Source organism: Pseudodesulfovibrio thermohalotolerans (assembly GCF_021353295.2).
Classification (GTDB): Bacteria; Desulfobacterota; Desulfovibrionia; order Desulfovibrionales; family Desulfovibrionaceae; genus Pseudodesulfovibrio; species Pseudodesulfovibrio thermohalotolerans.
The window spans coordinates 2,919,573-2,942,316 of the sequence record NZ_CP120635.1 but is presented as its reverse complement, the minus strand read 5'-3'; the positions used below and the strand labels follow the sequence as shown (position 1 = coordinate 2,942,316).

General features: G+C 62.1%; 12 protein-coding genes. 7 read left to right on the top strand and 5 right to left on the bottom strand.

Going from position 1 to position 22,744, the window contains the following annotated elements; all coding sequences use genetic code 11:
• The first annotated feature begins 33 nt into the window (after window positions 1–33).
• Window positions 34–279: a hypothetical protein gene (locus tag LF599_RS13795; protein ID WP_279521173.1), complete on the top strand. Its 246-nt coding sequence runs from the start codon at window positions 34–36 to the stop codon at window positions 277–279.
• Window positions 280–436: 157 nt separating this feature from the next.
• Here LF599_RS13795 and LF599_RS13790 read toward each other — a convergent pair whose 3' ends face one another.
• Window positions 437–2,020 carry a sigma 54-interacting transcriptional regulator gene (locus tag LF599_RS13790; protein ID WP_279521172.1) on the bottom strand — a complete coding sequence of 528 codons (1,584 nt, stop codon included), beginning with the start codon at window positions 2,018–2,020 and terminating at the stop codon, window positions 437–439.
• Window positions 2,021–2,180: 160 nt separating this feature from the next.
• Window positions 2,181–3,947, bottom strand: a complete 1,767-nt coding sequence (locus LF599_RS13785; protein WP_404823707.1) for a YgiQ family radical SAM protein — start codon at window positions 3,945–3,947, stop codon at window positions 2,181–2,183.
• Between the two features lie 162 nt (window positions 3,948–4,109).
• Here LF599_RS13785 and LF599_RS13780 point away from each other — a divergent pair, with 162 nt between their 5' ends.
• The 6 genes from LF599_RS13780 to LF599_RS13760 all read left to right on the top strand — a co-directional run bounded on the left by LF599_RS13780 (window position 4,110) and on the right by LF599_RS13760 (window position 12,117).
• Window positions 4,110–5,105 carry a zinc-dependent alcohol dehydrogenase family protein gene (locus tag LF599_RS13780; protein ID WP_279521170.1) on the top strand — a complete coding sequence of 332 codons (996 nt, stop codon included), beginning with the start codon at window positions 4,110–4,112 and terminating at the stop codon, window positions 5,103–5,105.
• 598 nt (window positions 5,106–5,703) lie between these two features.
• The gene (locus LF599_RS13775) at window positions 5,704–7,902 is read left to right on the top strand and encodes a type I secretion system permease/ATPase (RefSeq protein ID WP_404823758.1); all 2,199 of its coding nucleotides are present in this window, start codon (window positions 5,704–5,706) and stop codon (window positions 7,900–7,902) included.
• A 7-nt stretch (window positions 7,903–7,909) separates the two neighbouring features.
• The gene (locus LF599_RS13770) at window positions 7,910–8,812 is read left to right on the top strand and encodes a hypothetical protein (RefSeq protein WP_404823706.1); all 903 of its coding nucleotides are present in this window, start codon (window positions 7,910–7,912) and stop codon (window positions 8,810–8,812) included.
• Window positions 8,809–9,273, top strand: a complete 465-nt coding sequence (locus LF599_RS18340) for an HlyD family type I secretion periplasmic adaptor subunit (protein ID WP_404823705.1) — start codon at window positions 8,809–8,811, stop codon at window positions 9,271–9,273. The genes LF599_RS13770 and LF599_RS18340 overlap by 4 nt, the downstream gene beginning before the upstream one ends.
• Window positions 9,274–9,280: 7 nt before the next feature.
• Window positions 9,281–9,976, top strand: coding sequence for a transglutaminase-like cysteine peptidase (locus LF599_RS13765; RefSeq protein ID WP_279521168.1), 696 nt, complete (start codon window positions 9,281–9,283; stop codon window positions 9,974–9,976).
• 41 nt (window positions 9,977–10,017) lie between these two features.
• Entirely contained in the window at window positions 10,018–12,117 is a 2,100-nt protein-coding gene (locus tag LF599_RS13760; RefSeq protein ID WP_279521167.1) for an HD domain-containing phosphohydrolase, read from the top strand.
• A gap of 681 nt (window positions 12,118–12,798) precedes the next feature.
• On the opposite strand, the gene LF599_RS13755 is transcribed toward LF599_RS13760, so the two are convergent.
• The 3 genes from LF599_RS13755 to LF599_RS13745 all read right to left on the bottom strand — a co-directional run bounded on the left by LF599_RS13755 (window position 12,799) and on the right by LF599_RS13745 (window position 22,224).
• A complete protein-coding gene (locus LF599_RS13755; protein WP_279521166.1) occupies window positions 12,799–14,136 on the bottom strand; it encodes a TolC family outer membrane protein in 1,338 nt (445 codons plus the stop codon).
• Window positions 14,137–14,767: 631 nt separating this feature from the next.
• Window positions 14,768–15,538 carry a hypothetical protein gene (locus LF599_RS13750; RefSeq protein ID WP_279521165.1) on the bottom strand — a complete coding sequence of 257 codons (771 nt, stop codon included), beginning with the start codon at window positions 15,536–15,538 and terminating at the stop codon, window positions 14,768–14,770.
• 83 nt (window positions 15,539–15,621) lie between these two features.
• Window positions 15,622–22,224, bottom strand: a complete 6,603-nt coding sequence (locus tag LF599_RS13745) for an Ig-like domain-containing protein (protein ID WP_279521164.1) — start codon at window positions 22,222–22,224, stop codon at window positions 15,622–15,624.
• Window positions 22,225–22,744: the final 520 nt, after the last annotated feature.

Sequence of the window (22,744 nt, the reverse complement as noted above, 5' to 3'; positions counted from 1 at the left end):
GCCCGCAACCCTGAGAAAATCAAGGAGAAGCAGATGAACAAGGCGACGTTGGAAAAGGTTTTCGAGTACGCGTCCAAGCCCGTGCAGGGGACCATGTCCCGCAAGCTGCGCAAGGACGTGAAGATTCAGGTAAACGAGGGCGAGGTTTACGAGGACGCGACCCTCTTTCTTGGTGAGGAGTTCGTTCGTGTGACCTGCGCGAGGGATGGCATGACCGTCAACACCTATTACGATTGGGAGAAGATCGCCTCGGTGCGCACCCTGGGCGCGGCGGAATAGTATTGGTCCGAATCGAAAGCAATGGCCCCGCCGGGATTCCCGGCGGGGCCTTTTTCGCGTCCCGGGCAAGCGGGCACGGCGGCGAAATGGGCGACGCCCCCTGCCGGAAGTCCGACAGGGGGCGCCTTGCGTAGGGTGGAGGTGGGTATGCCAAAATTTATGTCTGGCTCTCCTTGATGCGCCTGAGCTTGGCCCTGCCCTCGGCGATCATGGATTCGAGCCCGTATTTCTTGACCCGGTAGCCCATCTGGCGGGCGGACAGGCCGAGGGCCTCGGCCGCCTTGTACTGGACCCATCCGTTGCGCTCCAGGGCGGCCATGACCTCGTTGCGCTCGAACTCCCTGAGCGAGGTGTGGCGCGGAACGTCCTCGGAGACGGGGATGGCCTCCCGTACGACGGCCGCCTGGGCCGGCGTGAGGTAGGACTTGAGAAATTCCAGGCTGATACGGTCCTCTTCGGACATGATGACCAGCCGTTCGATGAGGTTCTGCATCTCGCGCACGTTGCCGGGCCAGTCGTAGCGGATCAGCGCGTCCAGGGCCGTGGAGGTCAGGTGGATGCTCCGTCCGTAGTTGTCGGCCATCTTGCGCAGGAAATGGTTGAGCAGGCCGGTGATGTCCTCCTTGCGCTCCCTGAGCGCGGGCACGCGGATGGGGAAGACGTTCAGCCGGTAGTAGAGGTCCAGGCGGAACCGGCCGCGCTCCACCAGGTGGCCGAGGTCCCGGTTGGTGGCGGCGAGGATGCGCACATCCACGGTGCGGGTCCTGTTGGAGCCGAGCCGCTCCAGCTCCTTGTCCTGGAGCACGCGCAGGAGCTTGGCCTGGAGTTCCATGGGCAGTTCGCCGATCTCGTCCAGGAAGATGGTCCCGGTGTCCGCCTCCTCGAACCGGCCCGGCCGGGTGGACGTGGCTCCTGTGAAGGCCCCTTTCTCGTGGCCGAAAAGTTCTGATTCCAGGAGGTTGCACGGGATCGAGGCGCAATTGACCTTGATGAACGGGTTGCCCTTGCGTTCAGACAGCTCGTGGATGATGCGGGCGATGAGCGTCTTGCCCACGCCGGATTCGCCAAGCAGCAGCACTGTGGCCCTGGTGGGGGAGACCTTCTCCATCTGGCGCTGCACCTCGACCATGGCCGAGCTCTGGCCCACTATGTACGGCCCCTTGGTGTTCTTGGAAATCTGGTACTTGAGGGAGGTGTTCTCCCGTTTCAGGGCGGCCTCGCGGGCCATGATCTTCTCGTTCAGGCTGAGGAACTGGCTGATGAGCGTGGCCACGACCTTGAGGAAGTCGACATCCTCTTCGAAGTCGACCTCGTCCTCGAAGAGACGGTCCACGTTGAGCACGCCGATGGGGTCGCCGTGCAGGAGGATCGGTACCCCGATGAAGGAGATCATGCCGCGCTTGACCCGGCGCGATCCGGTCTTGTCCAGGAAGAGCGGCTCGTTGTCGATGTCCGGAACGTAATACGGTTCGCCGGTCTGGAAAATGCGCCCGGTGACGCCCTCGTCCAGGCGGTACACGCCGCGACGTTTCTCCTCGGCGGTCAGACCGTAGGAGGCGTTGATGGACAACTGACCCGTCTCGGGGTCGAAGAGGGTGACTGTCGCCCGCTGCATGGCCAACTGTTCGGACAGGATTTTCAAAACACCGTCCAACGCCGTCTGCAGTTCGATGGTCTGGTCGATGACCTGGCAGATGGTCTGCAGGGCCGACAGTTTCAATCCGTGGACGCTCACATGCATGGCTTATGTAAAGCAAACACGATGCCATGAACGAAATATGGCGGCGGACCGGGCATTTCGCCCGTATCCGCATACGAAAAAGGCGGAATTATTTTACAAAAACGTAATTGTTAGGTCGCGGATATACATATCTGCAATATTGCGCGCCCCGCAACCGTCGCTATTTCCTGTGCCGCGCTCCACCGCGTCGCGGCCGCTTTCGATCGTTTCCACGGGAAGCTCCCTTGGGCGGTCGGCCGGTGTTCGGCATGAGGATGGCGTGCTGGCGCAGTCGTTCCGCGTCGGTCTTGGCGACATGGATGGGCTTTCCCTGCATGTCGCATTCGGCGTGGTACATGGCCGCGGCGGCCGTGCCGGGCAGGGGGATGAAACATTGGACCTGTTCGGGCCGCCAGCCGCGTGAGTCGAGCCAGGCGTGCAGTTCGCGCATGTCCTCCTCGGTGCAGCCGGGGAAGGCGGACATGAGGTACGGGATGACGTATTGTTTTTTGCCCGCCTTTTTCGACTCCTTGTCAAAGAGGTCGAGGAAGGTCTCGAAGGTCGAAAACGGCGGCTTGCGCATGAGCTTGAGCACGTGGTCCACCTGATGCTCGGGCGCGACCTTGGCCTGGCCACCCACGAATTCGCGGATCAGGGTGGTCAGGGCCCGCATGTCGGTCACGGCCAGGTCGATGCGCCAGCCCGAGGCCACGCGGACGTGTTCCACGGAGTTGACGTCCGACACGGACCGCAGCAGGCCGACGAAATCGCGCTGGGCCACGCGGTAGTGCTTGCAGATGCGCGGGGTCAGGCAACTGGGCCGTTCGCATTTCGACTGGTCGGAGGCGCAGTGCGCGCCCCACATGTTCGCGCTGGGGCCGCCCACGTCCGAGATGGACCCGGTCCATCCCTTGACTTTGGTGATGGATTCGACCTCCTTGAGGATGGACTCGCGGCTCCGGGAGCGGATGGTCCGTCCCTGGTGCAGGGCGAGGGTGCAGAAGGAGCAGCCGCCCGAGCAGCCCCGGTGGGTGGTCACGCTGGTGCGGATCATGTCCGCCGCCGGGATGCGTTCGCGGTAAGCGGGGTGGGGCAGCCGTGTGAAGGGCAGCTCGGCCAGCTCGTCCAGCCCTTTGGAGTCGAGAGGCGGGCCGGGCGGGGTAATCAGGACCAGCCGTCCGCCGGTTTCCTGTATGGCCGTGGCCTTGTTCTGGTGTACCTGCTTTTCGAGCAGTTTCGTGGCCTCGATGAGTTGCTTCGGGTCGGCCAGGATGGTTTCGTGGGAGGGCAGCTCCAGAATGTCGGCACCGTTGGGGATGTCTTCCCTGGTCCCTGTCACGGCCAGGCCGGGGAGCCCGGCCAGTTGGGGGCGCAGGGCGCGCAGGTCCACTTCGCCGGTCTCTTCGAGAATGGTCTCGATGGTCCGGGCCACGGTGATGATGGAGTTCTCGGCCATGCCGTAGGTGATGGCCGTGGCCTTGGAATCCAGGAGTACGGATTTGCGCACGGAATCGGACCAGAAATCGTAGTGGGAGACACGCCGCAGGGATGCCTCGATGCCGCCCAGGATCACGGGCAGGCCGGGAAAGGCCCGCTGCACCGCGTTGGTGTAGGCTATGCACGCTCTGTTGGGACGCGCGCCCGCTTTGCCGCCGGGGGTGTAGGCGTCGTCGGACCGCTTTTTGCGAAATGCCGTGTAGTGGGCCAGCATGGAATCCAGCGACCCTGCCGTGACGCCTGCGAACAGCCTTGGGCGGCCCATGCGCAGGAGGTCGTCCGCCTTGTCCCAGGCGGGCTGGGCGCAGATGCCCGCGCGAAATCCGTGGCGGATCAGCCAGCGTCCAAGCAGGGGCGCGCCGAAAGAAGGGTGGTCCACGTAGGCGTCGCCCGTGACCAGGAGAATATCCAACTCCTGCCAGCCAAGTTCGTCCATCTCCCGGCGGGACATGGGCAGTACGTGGGGTTGGCGGAGGCGTTTTGCGTTTTCGTTAGGTGCCATCCGCACATGATGAACCACTCGTACGCTTTGGTCTACTCATTTTCCGCCTTCGTCCCGTCGCTGTACAGGCCGGATGGATGCGGGTACCATGCTTTCCCGGAGGATTCGCCCATGAAAGCCATGCTGCTTGAGGAATACGGCAGGGACTATCTTTTTGCCGAGCGCGACGTGCCGGTGCCGGAGCCGGGACCGGGCGAGGTGCTGGTCCGTGTCGCCGGGTCGAGTCTCAACCCCATCGATAACAAGATCGCCACGCTGGGCGCGGCCTTGGCCTTTGCGCCCGAGCCGCCCGCTCTGTTGGGCATGGATGCGTCCGGCGTCGTGGAAGCCGTTGGCTCCGGCGTCACCCGCTTCATGGAAGGCGACCGGGTGTTCGGCTGTCCGGGCGGCGTCAAGGGGCTGCCTGGCGCGTTGGCCGAATACGTGGCGGCGGACGAGCGGTTGCTGGCGCGCGCCCCCGAGCGCATGGACCTGGCGGACGCCGGGGCTTTGCCGCTGGTCGCGGTCACGGCCTGGATGGCCCTGTTCGACAAGGCCGGACTCACGGCCGGCGAGCGGCTCCTTGTTCATGGCGGAGCCGGGGGCGTGGGGCATATGGCCGTACAGCTCGCGGTCCATGCCGGAGCCGAGGTTTTCGCCACGGTCTCCAGTCCGGACAAGGCGGCGGTGGTCGAGGCCCTGGGCGGCACGCCCATCGACTATGCGGCGGCGGGCGTGGACGAATACATCCGCGATTGCACCGGCGGCGAGGGGTTTGACGCGGTTTTCGATACCGTGGGCGGGCCGGTTCTGGACAACTCCTTTCGCGCGGTCCGCAATAATGGCCGTGTGGTCTCCACCAACACCCGCTCCACCCATGACCTTGGGCCGCTCCACGCCGGGGGGCTGTCCCTGCACGTTGTCTTCATGCTCTTGCCTCTGATTACGGGCAGGGGAAGGGGGCGGATCGGCGAGATTCTGGAGCGCGTCGCCGCGCTGGTGGACCAGGACGCCCTGGCTGTGCTTCTGGACGGCGCGCGTTTTGGCTTTCACGACATTGCCCATGCCCATCGGTATTGGGAAGAGGGACTGGCCATGGGCAAGATCGGCATAGCCGTGGCCGGATGAGCCTCCCCCGAATCGCGTTTTACCGTTGACATCGTTTTTTCCGTATGAATGAACCGTCCGGGATAGCAAGGAATAATCCAATTGAAGCTTGACAAAAGCAGTCCTGCGGGAAAGATTGTGAAGATACTACTGTAAGAAATGGACGGGGACTCGGAGTCGTGTCTCCTGTTGCGAGATAATCTTCATCCAAGTGAAATCTATGCCTCCCGAAAAAAAACCAATGTCGCCAGCGGGTTCAAAGCCTGCTCAGGATAAGAGGAACGAGCCCGACGCCAATCCGGGCACGCCGTCCGCCGGAGCAGCCAAGGCCAGGGAGAGCAAGCCCGGAGCACGGCCCACGCAGATGGATACCGGCCCCATGCCCGGCGCCGCAGGCAGGGAAACCGGCCCTGCGTCCGCAGGGAAGCCGGCGTCCACCCCCGGCAAGCCCGGGGCCAAGGCCGCTCCAGCCGCCGCTAAATCCGATCCGAAGGCCGCTCCCGCAGCCGGAAAATCCGAGAGCGGAGCCGCCCGTGCGGTGTCGCAACCCGGACAGCCCGAACCTCCGTCCGGTGGGCAATCCGGCCCGATGCAGCCGGGCAAGCCGGTCAAGGGAGATATGCCCCCGGGCATGGGCCCCATGCCGGGGATGCAGCAGCCCCCCCAGGTGGAGACGGACGAGCGGCTCACCCCCAAGGATATCGATTTTCAGCCGCCTCTGGTCATCTGCCTTTCCATTATCAGCCGACTGCTCGGCAAGCCGGTCTCTTCGGCCACCCTCAAGGCGGGCATTCCCCAGCAGGACGGCGTCATCACCGCGTCATCCATCGTGCGTTCCGCCGAGCGCATCGGCATTTCCGCCAAGACCGTGTACCGCGAAAAGCTTCGCGTCATTACCAAGCTGGTCCTGCCGTGCATCCTGCTGTTGCGCGGGGGCAACGCCTGCGTGCTGCTGGATTCCACCGATACCTCGGCCCGCGTCATCGTTCCGGGCCACGGCATGGACGAGACCGAAATGCCGCTGGCCAAGCTTGAGGAGGAATACACCGGGTACGCCATCTTCTGCCATCGCAAGTCCAAGCTGGACAAGCGGGCCAGCGAGCTGAAGCTGCTCAAGACCAAGCGGTGGTTCTGGGGGGTCATCGCCAAGTTCTGGCCCATCTACAAGCACGTCATCGGCGCTTCGATCATGACCAACATCATCATCGTGGCCTCGCCGCTCTTCGTCATGAACGTGTACGACCGGGTCATCCCCAACAACGCCGTCGAGACCCTTTGGGCCCTGGCCATCGGCATCGGCATCGCATACTGCTTTGATTTTCTGCTCAAGAATCTGCGCAGCTACTTCGTTGACGTGGCCGGGCGCAACGCCGACGTCCTTATCGGCTCCAAGATCATGAACCACCTCATGTCCGCCCGGCTCGACTACATGCCGGAGTCCGCCGGGGCGGTGGCCAACAACATCCGGGAGTTCGAGTCCCTGCGCGAGTTCTTTGGCTCGTCTTCGCTGGTGGCGCTTATCGACCTGCCGTTTCTGGTCCTGTTCATCTTTGTCATCTACTTCATCGGCGGTCCCATCGCCTATCCGATTTTCATAGCCGTGCCCCTGGTCATCCTTGTCGGCGTGTTCCTCCAGATTCCCTTTCAGCGGATCATCGAGAACCACTACAAGGAATCCACCCAGAAGCACGCGCTCCTGTTCGAGATCGTCCAGGGGCTGGAGACCATCAAGACGAGCATGGCCGAGGGCCGGATGCAGGCCCGCTGGGAGAACGTCGTCGGCCTGTCCGCCCACTCCAACAGCCGCGCCAAGACAATGGCCAACATCTCCATCACCTTCTCGGTCTTCGTCACCCAGATGGTTTCCGTGGCCGTCATCATTACCGGCGTGTATCTCATAGCCAAGGGCGAACTGACCGTGGGCGGTCTCATCGCCTGCAACATCCTGTCGGGACGGTCCATGGCGCCGCTGTCGGCAGTGGCCGGGCTTCTCTCCCGCTTCCAGCAGTCCCGCATGGCCTTGAACGCCCTGGACATGCTCATGGAGATGCCGTCCGAGCGGCCCGAGGACAAGGAGACCTTTCATTACGGCGTCATCGAGCCGTCCCTGACCCTGACCGACGTGTCCTTCAGCTATCCCGGCACGGACCGGGCCGTGCTTCACGACATCAACCTCAAGCTCAAACCGGGCGAGAGGGTGGGCATCGTGGGCCGCACCGGCGCGGGCAAGAGCACGCTGGGCAAGCTCTGCGTGGGGCTCTACCAGCCGGTGAAGGGCACGGTGCAGGTGGGCGACATCGACCTCCGCCAGATGGATGTGGCGGACCTGCGCCGCAAGGTGGGGTATATTTCCCAGGACAGCCTGCTTTTCTACGGCACCCTCAAGGACAACATCGCCTTCGGGCTGCCCGAGGCGGACGATCAGTCCATCAACGCGGCGGCCGAGATAGCCGGGGTCAACGACTTCGTCCGCGACCACCCGGCGGGCTTCGGCATGATGGTCGGCGAACGGGGCACGTCCCTTTCCGGCGGCCAGCGTCAGGCCGTGACCATCGCGCGCGCCGTTTTGCCCGACCCGGAAATCCTGATTATGGACGAGCCGTCGAGCAACATGGACAACCAGTCCGAATATCGCCTCAAGGAGCGGCTCAGGAAATACATCGAAGGCAAGACGCTCATCGTCATCACCCATCGGCACTCCATGCTTGACCTCGTGGACCGGCTGGTAATCATGGATCGCGGCAGGATCGTCGTGGACGGTCCCAAGAAGGCCGTTCTGGACGGGTTGCGGTCAGGTCAAATCAAGGTTTCCATGTGAGGACGAAATGAGTCGGAAATACGATAGGGAAACGCTGCTGTTCATGAGCGAGGTGGACCAGGCCATGTACGGCAAGGGCCACAAGCTCGCCTACCTCATATCCACGGCCATTCTGCTGCTGATCGTCTTTTTCATTGTCTGGGCGAAACTGGCCATGCTTGACGAGCGGACCAGAGGGTTCGGCCGGGTCATCCCGTCCCAGCGCATCCAGGAGATTCAGAACCTTGAGGGCGGCATCATGAACGAGCTTTTCGTCCGTGAGGGCCAGACCGTGGAAAAGGGCGACATCCTCTGCCGCCTTTCCAACGAGCAGGCCGCCAGCTACTACCGCGACGCCTACAGCAAGGCCCAGGAGCACAGGGTGGCCATCGCCCGGCTCACGGCCGAAGCAAACGGCACCGAGCCGGTCTTCTCCAAGGAAATAAAGGAGAAGGACCCTCAGTTGGTTGAGGATCAAATGCGCATTTTCAAGGCCCAGCGCGACAAGCTGAACATCGAAATCAGCCTGCTTGAGGACCAGTACCTGCAACGCGAGCAGGAAGTGAACGAGATGATCGCCCGCCGCAACCAGCTCAAGCTGAGTCTGGACGTGGCCGAGAAACAGCGCAATATCGCCAAGCCCCTGGTGGAGAAGCAGATTCACTCGGAACTCGACTATCTGCGCCTGGAGCAGACCGTGGTGCAACTGCGCGGCGACATGCAGGCCCTGTCCCTGGGTATCCCTCGCGTTCGCCGGGCCGCCAAGGAGGCTCACGGCCGCATCGAACAAGCCAAGGCCGAGTACCGCGCCATGGCACTGGAAGAGATCAACACCCGCAGGCAGGAACTCAACTCCATCCTGGAAAATTTGAGCTCCGGTCAGGACCGGGTGACGCGCACGGATGTGCGCTCGCCGGTCAGGACCGGGTGACGCGCACGGATGTGCGCTCGCCGGTCAGGGGCGTGGTCAAGCACATCATGATAAACACCATCGGCGGCGTGGTCCGGCCCGGCCAGTCCATCATGGAGGTCGTGCCCCTGGACGACACCCTGCTCATCGAGGCGGAGGTCAAGCCTTCGGACATCGCCTTCCTGCACCCCGGCCAGAAGGCCATGGTCAAGATCACGGCCTATGACTTTTCCATTTACGGCGGCTTGGACGGCGAGGTCGAGAACATCTCGGCGGACACCATTGAGGACGAGAAGGGCGAGAGCCACTATCTGGTCAAGGTGCGCACCAAGGAGAACGCCATCACCTATCGCGGCCAGCAGCTGCCCATTATCCCGGGCATGACCGCGAGCGTCGATATCCTGACCGGCCGGAAGTCCGTATTGGACTATCTGCTCAAGCCTTTGCTCAAGGCGAAGCAGAACGCGCTCAGGGAACGATGAGGAGTGAATGAGGCCGGTGCGGGGCATATACTTGGCGTTGGCGGTCGCGCTTTGCGCGGTCTGCCTTGCGGCAATCCTTGTCCGGCCTCCGGACGCCCAGGCGGCCGACCCCGGCAAACGCCAACTGTTCGGGACCTTGGAGTTCAAGGGCAAGTTGCAGAAGCTGCCCAAGTGGACGCGCGTGCTCGACAAGATGAAGGCGTGGAAGGGGTACTTCAACGACAGTCAAACGTCCGGCCATCCGTCCAGGAAGGCGTGGGAGACCCTCAAGGCGCAGGTCGGCGACAAGTCCGAGATGGATCGGCTCAGGGCCGTGACCAAGTTTTTCAACAAATGGCCCTATCGGTTGGACAAGACCAACTGGGGGGTCAGCGAATACTGGGCGACGCCCTGGGTATTCCTCAAGAAATCCGGTGATTGCGAAGACTACTCCATAGCCAAGTTCTACGCCTTGGAAGAACTCGGCTTCACCGGCGATCAGTTGCGCATCGTGGCCGTCCGGGACGCCATCCGGGGCATCGGCCACGCGGTCCTGGCGGTTTACGCCTCGGACGACATCTATATCCTAGACAATCAGACCAACATGGTCCTGTCCCATTCGCGGTACAGGCATTACGTCCCGCAGTACTCGGTGAACGAGAAGTACCGCTGGATGCACGTGGCTCCCAAGAAACGGACCGCGTATGAAAAAGCGAAGAATTAAGGCCCGCCCCGCGGGGGCCATAAACCAGATGGAGAATGGAAATGTCTGAACACCTTATCAAGACCGCCGAGGTCCCCGAGTCCGTCGGGGCGACCGGGCAGGGCGTCAGGATCGGCGTGGTCCTGGCCGTCGTGCTGGCTCTCTCGGTGGGCATTGTCCTGCTCGCCGCCAAAGCGGTGCGGGACAAGAAGGCCGAGGTGCTGGAACACCAGCAGAAGCGGTTCGAGCTGTTGACGCAGGGGCGCACCGAAGTCATTGCCTCCTGGCTCGAAAATCTGTCCCACCAGGGCGACCGGCTTATCAAGTCCGATCTTTTCAGGCTTTACGCCACCGAGGTGGATACCTACGCGGGCGACCTGTCAAACCTCTTCGGCACCTTGCATTCCGACCGGGCCGTGGAGGGCGACGACGCCACCCTGGCCGAGCAATTGCCCATGATGGAGAACATGCTTCGCGAATTCTCCACCTATTCGGGCTTCCTCAACGCGCGCATCCTCAGCCGGAAGGGCGAGGCGTACATCGCCACCGACGGGTATCTACCGCCCATGAACCAGGAACAGACCGCCCTGGCCGCAGCCGCCATAGAGGCGAACGGGCCGCAGTATTCCTCTGTGCGCAAGACCGCCCAGGGTGTCGAGATGGACGTTTTCGTGCCCATCTATCCGCCCGAGGCAGTGGGCCGCACCGATGGAAAATCCGATCGGCCCGCCGTGGGCGTGCTCATGATGACACGGCAGGTCTCCGGCAAGATCACCGAGTTGCTGTCCAACTCCCCCCTGGCGGCAGCGGGCGAGAAGACCCGGCTCATGCAGAAGAGCGGGGCCGTTTTCCGGGAGATCGCTCCCTGGACCGCCGTTGGCTTCACGGACGTTGCCTTTCCTGTGGAGATCGACGAGACCGGCCACATTCCCTTCGGCGTCAGGCCGAGCATCGCGAACGTGGACGCCAAGGTTTATTCCATGGGCGTGCGCATCCCCGGCCCGGCCTGGTGGCTGGTGCAGGAGATCAGCTACGACGCGGCCATGAAGCCCATCGCGGAGTATGAGCGCACGGTCTACATCGTGGCGGGGCTGGGCATTCTGACGGCACTGCTGATCGCCGGGCTGGCTTGGTGGATTCTGACCGGCGTGCAGAGCCAGCGCGTCGCCAAACAGTTCCGCGCCCTGGCCACGCAGATCGAGGAGCAGAAGCTGTTCATTGATTCCATCAACGCGAATATCGAAGAGTTCATCGTCCTCAAGGACGTCAACGGCAAGTTCACCTATGTCAACGACGCCTTCGCCTCGGCGGCGGGACGGCCCCGTGAGGAACTTATCGGCATGGATACCGCGGCCGTCTTCGGTTTCGACACGGCCAAGCGGCTTGAGTCCATCGACGAGGTGGTCGTCAGCGAGAAGCGCAAGATGACGGTCAACGAGCCCATCTTCATTCGTTCCCGGCGGCATCTGTTCCAGGTGTCCAAGTCGCCCTATCTTTGCGCGGATGAAACCTGTCAGGGCATCGTCGAGGTCTATCGCGACATGACCGAGTTCGTGGCCGCGCAGGAGAAAAACAAGCGACTCGTCAGGAACGCCATGGAGGCTCTGGGTTCCACCATCGAGGCCGCAGACCCGTATCTGGGCGGGCATACCAAGCTCATGGCCGGGCTTTCCGTGGAAGTGGCCAAAACCATGCATCTCTCCGAAATGGACATCGCCGAGATTGAGACATCGGCCAACCTGTCCCAGATCGGCAAGATGTTCGTGCCCAATGAGATTCTGACCAAGCCGGGCAAGCTCACCCCCGAAGAGAAGGGCGTGATGGAAAAGCATGTGGAATACGCCTACCGCATCCTCAAGGATATCGACATCGACGAGGGCGTGCTCACGGCCATCTATCAGATGAACGAGCGCCTCGACGGCTCGGGCTATCCCAAGAAGCTCAAGGACGGCGAGATCATCATGCTGGCCCGCATCCTCGCTGTTCTCAACGTGTTCTGCGCCATGATCCGGCCGCGCTCCTATCGCGGCGCGCAAGATCCGGAACAGGCCCTGAACATCCTGTCCGGCGATACCGGCAAGTTCGATCCCGCCGTTGTCGCCGCGCTGGCCGACGTTATCCATACCCCGATCGGCGAGAAGCTTCTCGGCGACAGGGAATGATTCATACTCCATCTGGTTTCCCGAAAGCCCCGGCGTTATGCGCCGGGGCTTTTTTTGCGTCCCCGGTTCTGGACTCTCTTTTCATTTGAAGTCGCGCGTCATCAAGCGAGAGAGGCTTGCGGACAAATGCGTGGCCTCATGCGCGGGGACGGCATGGCTATAGCCGATGCTCGGCCGGGTGCGGGAAATCCGATTCGGGGTTGCCCGTCCGGGCAGCCCTTGTCCCGTCATGGCAGACAGGGGAGGAGGCGGGGGATTCGGTTGTTTGGAGTGGCCGCGAGTCTGGAGGTATTGCCCTGCGCCCGGGAAAGCCCTTTTGGGTTTGGGCTATACTGTTAAATTATCGGTAGGAGACATTCGAGCCGCCAGCCTCCGGTTGCACGGAACTGGTGCGGGGCACTGCTTGTGGCGGGATCGAATTTCTGAGCGCGCGTGTCGGGACTTGTCGGGGCATTCTGGCAGTCCGCACGGCCGGCCGCGTGAAGTCGAGGGAAGACCAAGCCGGGACGGTTTCGTAGGTTCGCCCGTTTTGGTGCCGGGGAAAAGTGCGCCTTTGGCGTCATGGGTGAGAAACGGCGCGGCTCCGACATGGGAACGGCACACTCGAATCAGCTCGACAAAAAAGGGGCGCAGCCGTCACGGCTGCGCCCCTTGTGAGCTGTTCTTGCTGTTTGTCGCGGGCTAGTTGGAAGCCTCCATGGGCATCTCTTCGTAGGTGTTGGAGGCGATTTCCAGGGTCTTCATGAGCTGACCTTCGAGGGCCAGGAACTTGTAGACCGTGAAGTCGCGATTCATGGTCGCGGTTTCGAGCTGCACACGGTTGGTGAACACCTCGTTGGTGGCGTCGAGCAGGTCGAGCAGGGAACGCTGTCCCACGTTGAACTGCATCAGATACATGTCCAGGGATTCGATGCTGTACTGGAGGGCTTCCTGGTACTTCTCAATCTGGTTCAGGCTGGACTGGTAGTCGGCCCAGGTGGAAGCCACCTGACGGATGATGTCGTCGGTGGTGTCCTGCAGGTTGTTCTGCGCCTCTCGGACGCGGGCCGTGGCGGTGCGGACGTCGTTGTAGTCGCTGGTGCCGTTGAAGATGTTCCAGCGGGCGCGCAGCATGGCCTTGTTGTCTTGGACCCAGGAATCCACGCCCTCAAGGTTGTCGGTGTGGCGGGAGGACAGGTAGGCGTCGACGGTCGGGTACATGGTCGATTCGAGCTGGCCCTTGGTCTGTTCGGCCACTTCTATCTCAGCCTTGTACACGGCGATCTTGGGGTTGTTGTCCAGGGCGATCTCCAGAATCTGGTCGGCCTTGGCGGGGAGATAGTTTGGCAGGTAGGCGGGCTTGGCCAGAGCGGTCGGGGCCGTGCCCACGGTGCGAATGTACTCGGCTTCGGCGGAACGCAGTTCGCCGGTGTAGGTGACCAGGGTGGTCTCGGCGCGTGCGACGCGGCCCTTGGCCTGCATCTCGTCGGCGCGGTTGCCTGCACCGCCCTGAACACGCTCGGAAATGGAGTCGAGCAGGTGCTGGTGAGCGGCGATGTTGTCTTCGGCCAGGGTTATCAGCTTGCGCAGGCGGACCACGTCCACATGGGCGCGGACAGCGTCCAGGCCAACGGTTTCAACGTTGTCCACGAGGCGGCCTTCGGCCGAGGTCAGGCGAGCGCCTTCACGCTTGTAGTCGTGCCAGCGGTCGAAGCCGTCGAAAATCGGTTGGGTCAGAGTTGCCTGGAATTCTGTCGGGTTACGCCAGTGCTCGTCGGTGTCCACGCTACGGGTGGCGGCGCTGCTGTACTGCTGCGTTCCGTACTCGCCCGTCAGATCGAGGGAAGGAAAGAAGCGGCCCAGAGCGGACAGCTTCGCCTTGGCCACGGCGTCCTTGTTGTTCAGGAGAGCTTTGATCTGCGGATGCTGTTTGACCGCGGAAACGACGCTGTCCTTGAGCGTCACGGTGCCGTTGTCGGCGAAGGCCGGAACGGACATCGCTAGCGTTAGTATAAGAATCGTGAGAAGTTGTTTTTTCATATAGAGCCTCATGGTTGCGTAAATTGCTTACTTTTTTTCTTATAGCCTGACGAATAAATGCGGTCAAGCGGGATCAAGGTTGATTATAAATAATTCATCCTGTGAATTGAAATGGATAATACGTATTCTATAATGCCGTTGCAGGTCCCTGTTTACGTCCATTTCGTTTGAGGAGGCACAGATCGACCGTTTGGGTCGGAGCCGGGATTGTGTTTTGTCGGGTCCGTTGTTGTCCTGCGAGTCCGCGATCTGTTGTATCGGATTATTGAGTTGCCTAATGGAAATAATTCCAATAACGGCGGCGAAGTCCGTGTCTGTCGGGCGGTCGGCATACAGAGCGCCGTAAGGAGTCTCGCCGGTCGTTGCGTTCCTGGTTGCTGTCGAGGGACGGAAAACGTCATCGCTATGCTGTTTGCGTTCGGATTGTCTCCATTTTGCCGCCAGTCACGCTTTCGTTCATGCAAATTCGGTCGCCGCGCCTGGTGACGTCGTGGGTCTTCAGGGCGCTGTCCCGCGATCCTCGTTTCGCGGGGCGATGGGGGCGTTCCCTTGCCGGACTTGATCCCGTACATGCCGTTTTCGTAGCCGATGTGGATGATTCTGTTCATCCGGTTTCAGGTGCCGGGAGCGGTTAATCCACATTGCGTCCGGAATGGATCAGGTGGTTGATGAGGTCATCGGTGGAGTGATCCGTTTCGGTGGGGAAGTCATGTGCCGGGATGTCCGGATGGGCGACTCCCAGGAGCTTGACCACGATGTCGTCGCCTGCATGGTCGTTTTGGCTGAGGATTATCGAGGTCTGGTCGTTTTCGTTGTCCACCACCACGTCCTTGACGGAGAGGTGGTCCGCAAGTTCCAGGTGGTCGCTGCCGAAGGTGAAGTTGGAGACCACGATCTCGCTTTGGCCGTCGCCCAGCACCGAAGGATCGATGAACAGGCTGTTTGAATTCGCGTCGGCGTGGGGATCATGCTCGGCCGGGGCGGCTTCGGTCCCGTTCGCGAAGATGTCGTCGCCGGGCGTGTCCACAAGCAGTGCGCCGTGCGTCGCGCTGCCGCCGGTGTCCAGGAAATAGGAGCCGTCGGCCAGGGGAGTGAGGGAAAAGGTCCCCTCGTGCCCGCCGGGGTTGAAGCTTGCGTCGTCGAATAAGACGGGGTGGAGGGTGTCATTGTTGGCCAGCACCCAGCTCCCGGCGTCCCTGACGAAGTGGAAGGCCGCGCCCAGATCGACGGAGGCCCGGTCCACTTCATGCACGATGAAGAATTTGATGTCCGGGTCGCCTTCGAACATGGCCACCAACCGGCCGAGCATGGCGGTGTCGTGGCAGTTGGCCAGGACAATCTCCGGCGAAACCGGAACATTTCCGTCCAGTGTATAGGTGCCGAGCATTGTTGTTTCGTTCATATCGCTTTCCTTGTTCGCGGGAAAAGCCTTAGCCGGGTTAATCTCCCGGCCCGGCGGCATGGCCGGGCCGGGGTGTCGGTTGCCTAGGAATCGTGGCCCCCGGAGCTGATGATGTGCTGGATCACGGCGTTCAGGTCGTCACCCGCGTCGAGGTCCACCTGGTGGTCGAACGCATCGTGACTCGGGGGCAGTACGCCGTGGAGCGTGATGGTGATGTCGTCTCCGCCGATGTCCGCGCCGTCGATGGACAGGATCAGATCGTCGCTGGTGCCGTCGGATGTGATCTCCACGGTCCCGCCGTGCAGGGTGCTCAAGTCGATCCGGTCGCCTTCGCCGATATTGAAGTCCAAAACGTCCAAGGAGTCGCTGTTGCCGTCGGCCAGGTAGTTCGGGTCGATGGTGATCGTGTCCGCCCCGGCTCCCAGGGTCACGGAGTCGTGGCCCCCGCCGAAGTAGACGGTGTCGTCGCCTGTTCCCGCGTCGATGGTGTCGTCGCCCGCGCCGCCGAACAGGTGGTCGTTTCCGGAACCTCCGTACAGGTGGTCATTGCCGCTGCCGGCGTCAATGTAGTCGTTGCCGGACCCGCCGTCGAGGTGATCGTTGCCGGCTTCGCCGAACAGCATGTCGCTGCCGTCCAGGCCGGTGATGGTATCGTCGCCGGAAGTGCCGTGGATCAGATCGTTGGCCGTGGTGCCGTGGTCGGATTGGACGCTGCCGTATTGCACCGGCACATACAGGGTGGCGGTGTCGATCAGGCCGTGCGCGTCGGTCACCTGGTAGGTGAACTGCTCAACGGTCGGGGCGTGCAACCCGGTATCCGGATCAAGTACGGCATCTTCGTTAGGGGTATAGACCCACGCACCCGTGGAGGCGTCGGTGATTTCGAGGGTGCCCCATTGGCCCACTCCCGAACCGACGATGGCGGCTTCCATGGCCGCGTTGTCAGAACTGTAGTCGTTGGCGAGCAGGAAGCCGGACGCGGGTTGCAGGGCCGGTTCCCAGGTCCCTTCGCCGGTCACGTCCATACTGTAGAGCCTGAAGGCGGAGTTTGCGCCGGGAGTGATGGTGATGGTGTCGATGAGCTTGACGTTGCTCTCGTCGTATCCGGCCATGGAGCCTCGGATTTCGTACTCCAGGGCGTTGGCCTTGAACAGGGTGACGCCGCTGCCGTTGGCATCGGTGATGAGCGAGCCGTCCGCGGCCGTGGAGGTGTCGAAGGTGTAGGTGTTGCCGAGAGTATCCGTGACGGTGAATATGACGGACTCGCCGTCGGATACGCCGTTCAGGGCGATCGCGACGTTCAGCGGTTCCTTGACGCCGTAGTGGCCGAAATCGAGGATCAGGGACTCGGTGGCGTCGCCGTCCTGGAAAACGCCGTGGCTGATCTCGCTGGAATTGGTGTCCGTGTATCCGTCGGGGGCAGAGGAGGAGAGGCCCAGTCCGTCGCCGGAGTTTATCAGTTCCGCGCTGCCGCCGACAGAGTTCTCGCCGGAAACCTTGAGGCCAACCACATCGTCCATAGTCTGCCATCTGTCGGAGTGGAAGGAGAAGGTGAAGTCGAGGTGATGGGTTTCGCCCGCCGCAATCTCGGTGGCGGCGGGATCGACGACGGCTGCTGGCCCCAGGTCCATGTTGGCGGTCAAGGTCGGCTCGGCAATGGTCGCGCTTACGTCGATCACGCCGTAGTCTACGGCTCCTTCCGTGTCGCTCACCTGGTAAGTGAAGGACTCGGTGTAGTCACCTGCTGCCAGGCCGTCGTGGGTGGTGTAGGTATAGGAACCGTCCTCGGCGATGACCAAATCGCCGAACTGGCCGTGGATGGTCGCGCCCACGCCGTCGTCGAGATCGAAGGTTCCCGAATCCGGGTCGAAGTCGCCGTTGGCAAGGTGCTGGTCGTATTCACTCTGGGTCAGATTGTCGAGGTCGCCCGTGGCGGCCCCGGTGACGGTCAGTGCGGTGGAACCGCCCGGGAAGCCCGGGCCGTCAGTGTAGTCGGTGTCCTGGGCGTCGTGGTCGTTGGCCAGGACGTTGCCCGTGATGACCGCCGCTTCGAAGTCGCCGGAAGAGTGTTCTGCCGGGACGGAGGAGACGGTGCCCTTGAGGACGACCGAAGAGTTCGCGAGGTCCGTGTCGGCCATGATGACGACGGTGCTGATGGTCGCCGTGGGGCTGGAGATCGTGATGTCGTCGGTGGGCATGTCGATTCTCAGGTCGGTGATTTCGTTGCCGTCGGCATCCCACGCCTTGATGGATTCCTGCGAGCGGCCGTCTCCTGTGAGCTTGAAGCTGACGGACTGCTGCGGGTCGTCGAATTCGATGAGCAGACGCTCCAGGTGTCCGTCGTTCTCAATGCTGTTGATGTCGTGGCCGGTGGTATCGCCGGGGGACTGCACGCCGTATTGAGCGCCGTTTCCGCTTCCCTTGTGGGTCAGGATGGCCGAAACCCATTCGCCGCTGTCGGCGTCGTACTGTTCGGCCGCCAAGCTATAGTTCGTGGAGCCGGAGATAACGCCCGCCTCGCCGCCGTCGCCGGTGATCCAGCCGGAGCCGGAACCGGTGTCGTCCACGGCGGTCGGCGGGGTGTTGTCGTCCACCGCGATCACATGGATGGTCGCCACGGCAATGTTGCTCGGGTCGCCCACGGGGGTGGCGGCATCGTCCCAGACCTGGACTTCGATAAGCCTGTCGCTCGTGTTCGGATCGTCCGAGTCGTTGTTGAAGGTAATCATTTCGATGGCGGACTCGTAGCTTGCCACCGGCGCATCTCCGGAGAGCACGATCTTGTTGCCGGAGATCGTGGCGGTGATGCCGTCGGGCAGGGCGTTCGTGTCGATGTTCAGGGAGTCGCCGTCATAGTCGGAGGTCAAGGAGATGACCGCCTGGGCCATGTGCGTGGAGTCCACGTCAGAGATATTCACTTCGCCGGAGATACGTACCGGGCCGCCGTCTTCAACAAAAGTGTTTTCGAACGAGGTGTCAGGGCTGGCGTGCTCCTGTAGGACGGTATCGTTGTAGTCGTCATCGTCGCCGGCCGTCTTGTAGCCTTCCACCAACTGGTCGTCCAAGCTGATCAGGCGGCCGTCGGTCAAGTTTTCGATTCGGAAGGTGTCCTCGGGGTCATTATTCAGGCTCGCATCGTCGAAGCGGACCGCATAGGTGGTTGCTCCGCCGTCGAAGGAGACTTCCCATTGGCCGGAGGCGTTCTGTGAGAAGACCGGCGTGCCCTGCGGGGTTGAACCGTTTCTCACGTCCACCAGGAAGTAGTGCGGGGCTTCGCCATCTTCGAAGGTGGTAAGGAGGTCTCCCTGAGAAGCGAGGTTTGAGTTCTGGAGGATGATTTCCGGATTGATTGGGTCACCGTTTTCATCGAGCTGGTAAACGCCGACCATGTTGTTGTATCCGGCGTTTTCACTGACGAAATTGACTGTGCCCATGGACAGGTCGATGGTCGGCGCGTCGTTGACCGGGGTGATGTCGATGGCCAGGTCTGCGGTGTCGAATCCGCCGTTGCCGTCGGTCACGGTGTAGGTGGCCGTGGGCACGTCGCCGTCGTAGTCGGCGGCCGGGATAAAGGAGTAGTCGCCGTTGGCGTCGATGGTCAGTTTGCCCACGCCGTCCATGTCGGCGGTTTGGCCCGCCGCATAGGTGGAGCCGTCGATCACGAACTGGGTTACGGTCAAGGCGCCGCCGTCGATGTCGGTGTCCTGCCCGGCGAACTCGGTCCCTGCGCCGTTGATGACGTTGCCGCTGACCGAGCTGTCTTCGAGCACGGTGGCCGCGTCGTCTGCCGCAACGGGCGCGTCGTTGACCGGGGTGATGTCGATGGCCAGGTCTGCGGTGTCGAAGCCGCCGTTGCCGTCGGTCACGGTGTAGGTGGCCGTGGGCACGTCGCCGTCGTAGTCGGCGGCCGGGATAAAGGAATAGGTGCCGTCGGCGTCGATGGTCAGTTTGCCCACTCCGTCCATGTCGGCGGTTTGGCCCGCCTCATAGGTGGAGCCGTCGATCACGAACTGGGTCACGGTCAGGGAATCGCCGTCGATGTCGGTGTCCTGCCCGGCATGGTCGGTCCCTGCGCCGTTGATGACGTTGCCGCTGACCGAGCTGTCTTCGAGCACGGTGGCCGCGTCGTCTGCCGCAACGGGCGCGTCGTTGACCGGGGTGATGTCGATGGCCAGGTCTGCGGTGTCGAATCCGCCGTTGCCGTCGGTCACGGTGTAGGTGGCCGTGGGCACGTCGCCGTCGTAGTCGGCGGCCGGGATGAAGGAGTAGTCGCCGTCGGCGTCGATGGTCAGTTTGCCCACGCCGTCCATGTCGGCGGTTTGGCCCGCCTCATAGGTGGAGCCGTCGATCACGAACTGGGTCACGGTCAGGGAATCGCCGTCGATGTCGGTGTCCTGCCCGGCATGGTCGGTCCCCGCGCCGTTGATGACGTTGCCGCTGACCAATCCGTCTTCGAGCACGGTGGCCGCGTCGTCTGCCGCAACGGGCGCGTCATTGAGGCCGTGAACGGTGATGACCAGGTCGGCGGTCTGAGCGGCGGGATCGTTGTCCACGGTGTCGCCGTCGGTCATGGTGTAGGTGAAGGTTTCGGTGGGCGCATCGCCGGGCACCAGGGTGTTGTCGGTGGCGGTGTAGGTATAAGCGCCGTTCGCGCCGATGGTCAGGGTGCCGTGCGCTCCCTGGAAGGTCACCGTGCCGTCGCCGTTGAAGGCGGCGGCGTCACCGCTGATGGTGTGATCGACGAAGTTCACGGTGGTGTCGCCGAAGGTGATTTGGGTCAGGGACATCTCGCCCGGGGTGTTGTCCGCGTCCACGTCGTTGGTCAGGACGTTGGCCGAGACCGTGTAGTCGAGTCCGTCGGTGTTGGGCTCGTGGATCGAGGCCGCGTCGTTCACGGCGGCCGGGTCCTCGTTGCCCGGGCCAGGGAGCATGGTCACGGTGACCGTGTAGGGATCGCCGTCGTTGACCAGTCCCTCGCTGTCGACGGGGCGGTAAGTGAAGCTGTCGTCCCCGGCGAATTCAACATCCATGTACTGCAATTCCCAGTTTGAGAACCAGTTGCGGGCGGTTGCTTCGGAGGTGCCGAACTCGATCTTGTCGAAGGACTGGCCGTCCAGGATGCTCTGGTCGAGGGTCAGGGACTGGAAAATGTCGCCGTCGCCGCCGGTAATGGTTCCGGACTCTCCGGTGACGTGGTTGTGCCAGGTCATGACCGTGGTGTTTACCGTGCCGGAGGCCACCACTTCGCCGTCGTCGTATGCGGTCCAGGTGGCCTGGGCGCCCTGCCGGGCGTTGGCGTGAAAATAACCGCCGAGGCCGCCGAAGCCTATCTCGGCGTGGGCGACGTCCTTGCCTTCGAAGGTGATGGTCAGGATTTCGCCGCGGTCGATGCCATTATGGCTGGCATTGGCCAGACCGTGGTCGATGTGGGCTTGCTGGCCGTTGTATACCTTGAGGTTTCCGGAGCTGATGTGCGTGGTGATGGTTACGTCCGCGCCGCCTTCGCCGTCGGTGTCCACCGAAAGCTGGCGGGTGGCGCCGTCGACGCGCTCGCCCCAGGTGTTCAGGCCCGCATCCTCGGCCAGTCGGGAGCCGAGGAGCACGCCATTGGTGGCGGGAGCGTCGCCGCTCACGTAATGAAAGTTGTCGAGATCGTCGAAGCGGGTGCCGCTGTCGATGTCTTCCTGGGTGACTTCCGTTTCATTATAATAAAGCGTGCCGTGTTCGGGCAGGCTGGTGATAACCACGCCGGTGTCCAGACCATCTCCCGTCCCGGCGTCGTCTTCGACATCGGTAATGGGGGCGACATCGAAGTCGATGTCCACGGGTGCGCCGAAGTCGCCGGTGACGGTGAAGTCCGAGCCCTCGGGCGCGTCGTTCTCGCCGTTCACGGTCACGGTCACGGTGTGTTCGACGCCGCTTGCGGAAGAAATGGTGAAGTCGTTGGAAAATTCGTTGTTGACGCCCTCCACCTCGCCCAGCTTCTGAACGCTGTCGTTGTCGATTCGGTATGTCCAGGACCCGTCGGCCAGGATGGAGAAGGTGCCGCCTTGGGGGTCAATGATGTCCTGGGCGATGAAGGTTTCGTTCACGTCCGAGGCCAAGAGTTGGCCGGAGTCTGTCAGCAGGCCGGTTTTACCGACATTGAGGTCTTCGGTCACGGAACCCTCGTCATCGCCGGAAATCAGGATGACCGGGGCCACCGCTGCACCGGCGAGAGCGTCGTCGGTGTCGCCGAGGACGTCTTCTTCGGAGGAGAGAGCCGATCCGTCAAAGGCGTCGCCCTGGCCGTCCAAAGCTTCAATGCCTGCCACGAGCGTGCCGGGGTCGTCGCTGTACTGGCCTGCGCCGGAGCCGGTGTTGGCGTTGCCCGCAGCGGTTTCCATGTCCGCGTTTCGATCCACTCCGTCAAAGGCGTAGATGTAGACGTCGCCCGCCACCTGCTCGCCGCTGGCCATTTCAAATAAAGGAAGGCTGCCGGCGTCGGCGAGGGCCTGGTAATTCTCCAGAACGACGGTGCCGCCGCCTTCGACGGTTATGCCGAGGTTGCCGTCGATGCCTGAGAAAACCGCGTCGGCCAAGTCGAAGTCGAACTTGACCGGGGTGTCGGCTTCAATGCGGTAAGTTTGGGTTTTCCCTGCGCCGGGGAGAGAAACTTGAATTTGTTGCGACGTAGTAATGGTCATGGCAACCTCTTTTGTCCGGTTGTGGAAGTCAACTAGGGAGCAGTCTGTATAATATATATCCATTCGGCATTTTTTAGTCAAACACGACTAATTTCATTAAGTCAGGCAGTTGCGATGTGTAAAAGATATCTTTGACGGTCGTAGTTGCCGGACTTTCGGGGGCTAATGACGAGTGCGTTTATTGGTGATTATTTGTGAATAGAAAAGTTTTAAACAGGTTCATGTTTAAAAAAAATTGCTTACGCTTTAGTTTTCCCCACGGGGATGGGAGGTAATGTGTTGAATAACTCTCTGCAATTAGGAGAAAAAAAGAAAACAGGGAAAAATGCGTTTTTTTTGGGGGGGCCGCGTCTCTGCGGTTTTTAGAAGCAAGATAGCTTTTGCCTGGGAACTGTCCATTGGCGGTTCCATTATTTCAGGGGGAAGACAGTCCTGATTGTCGGCGGGGGAGAGGGCCGGGCGGCCTGCGTAGTACCCAGTGGAAAGGTTGGAGCCGTGCGGCGTCGCAATTCGCGCGATG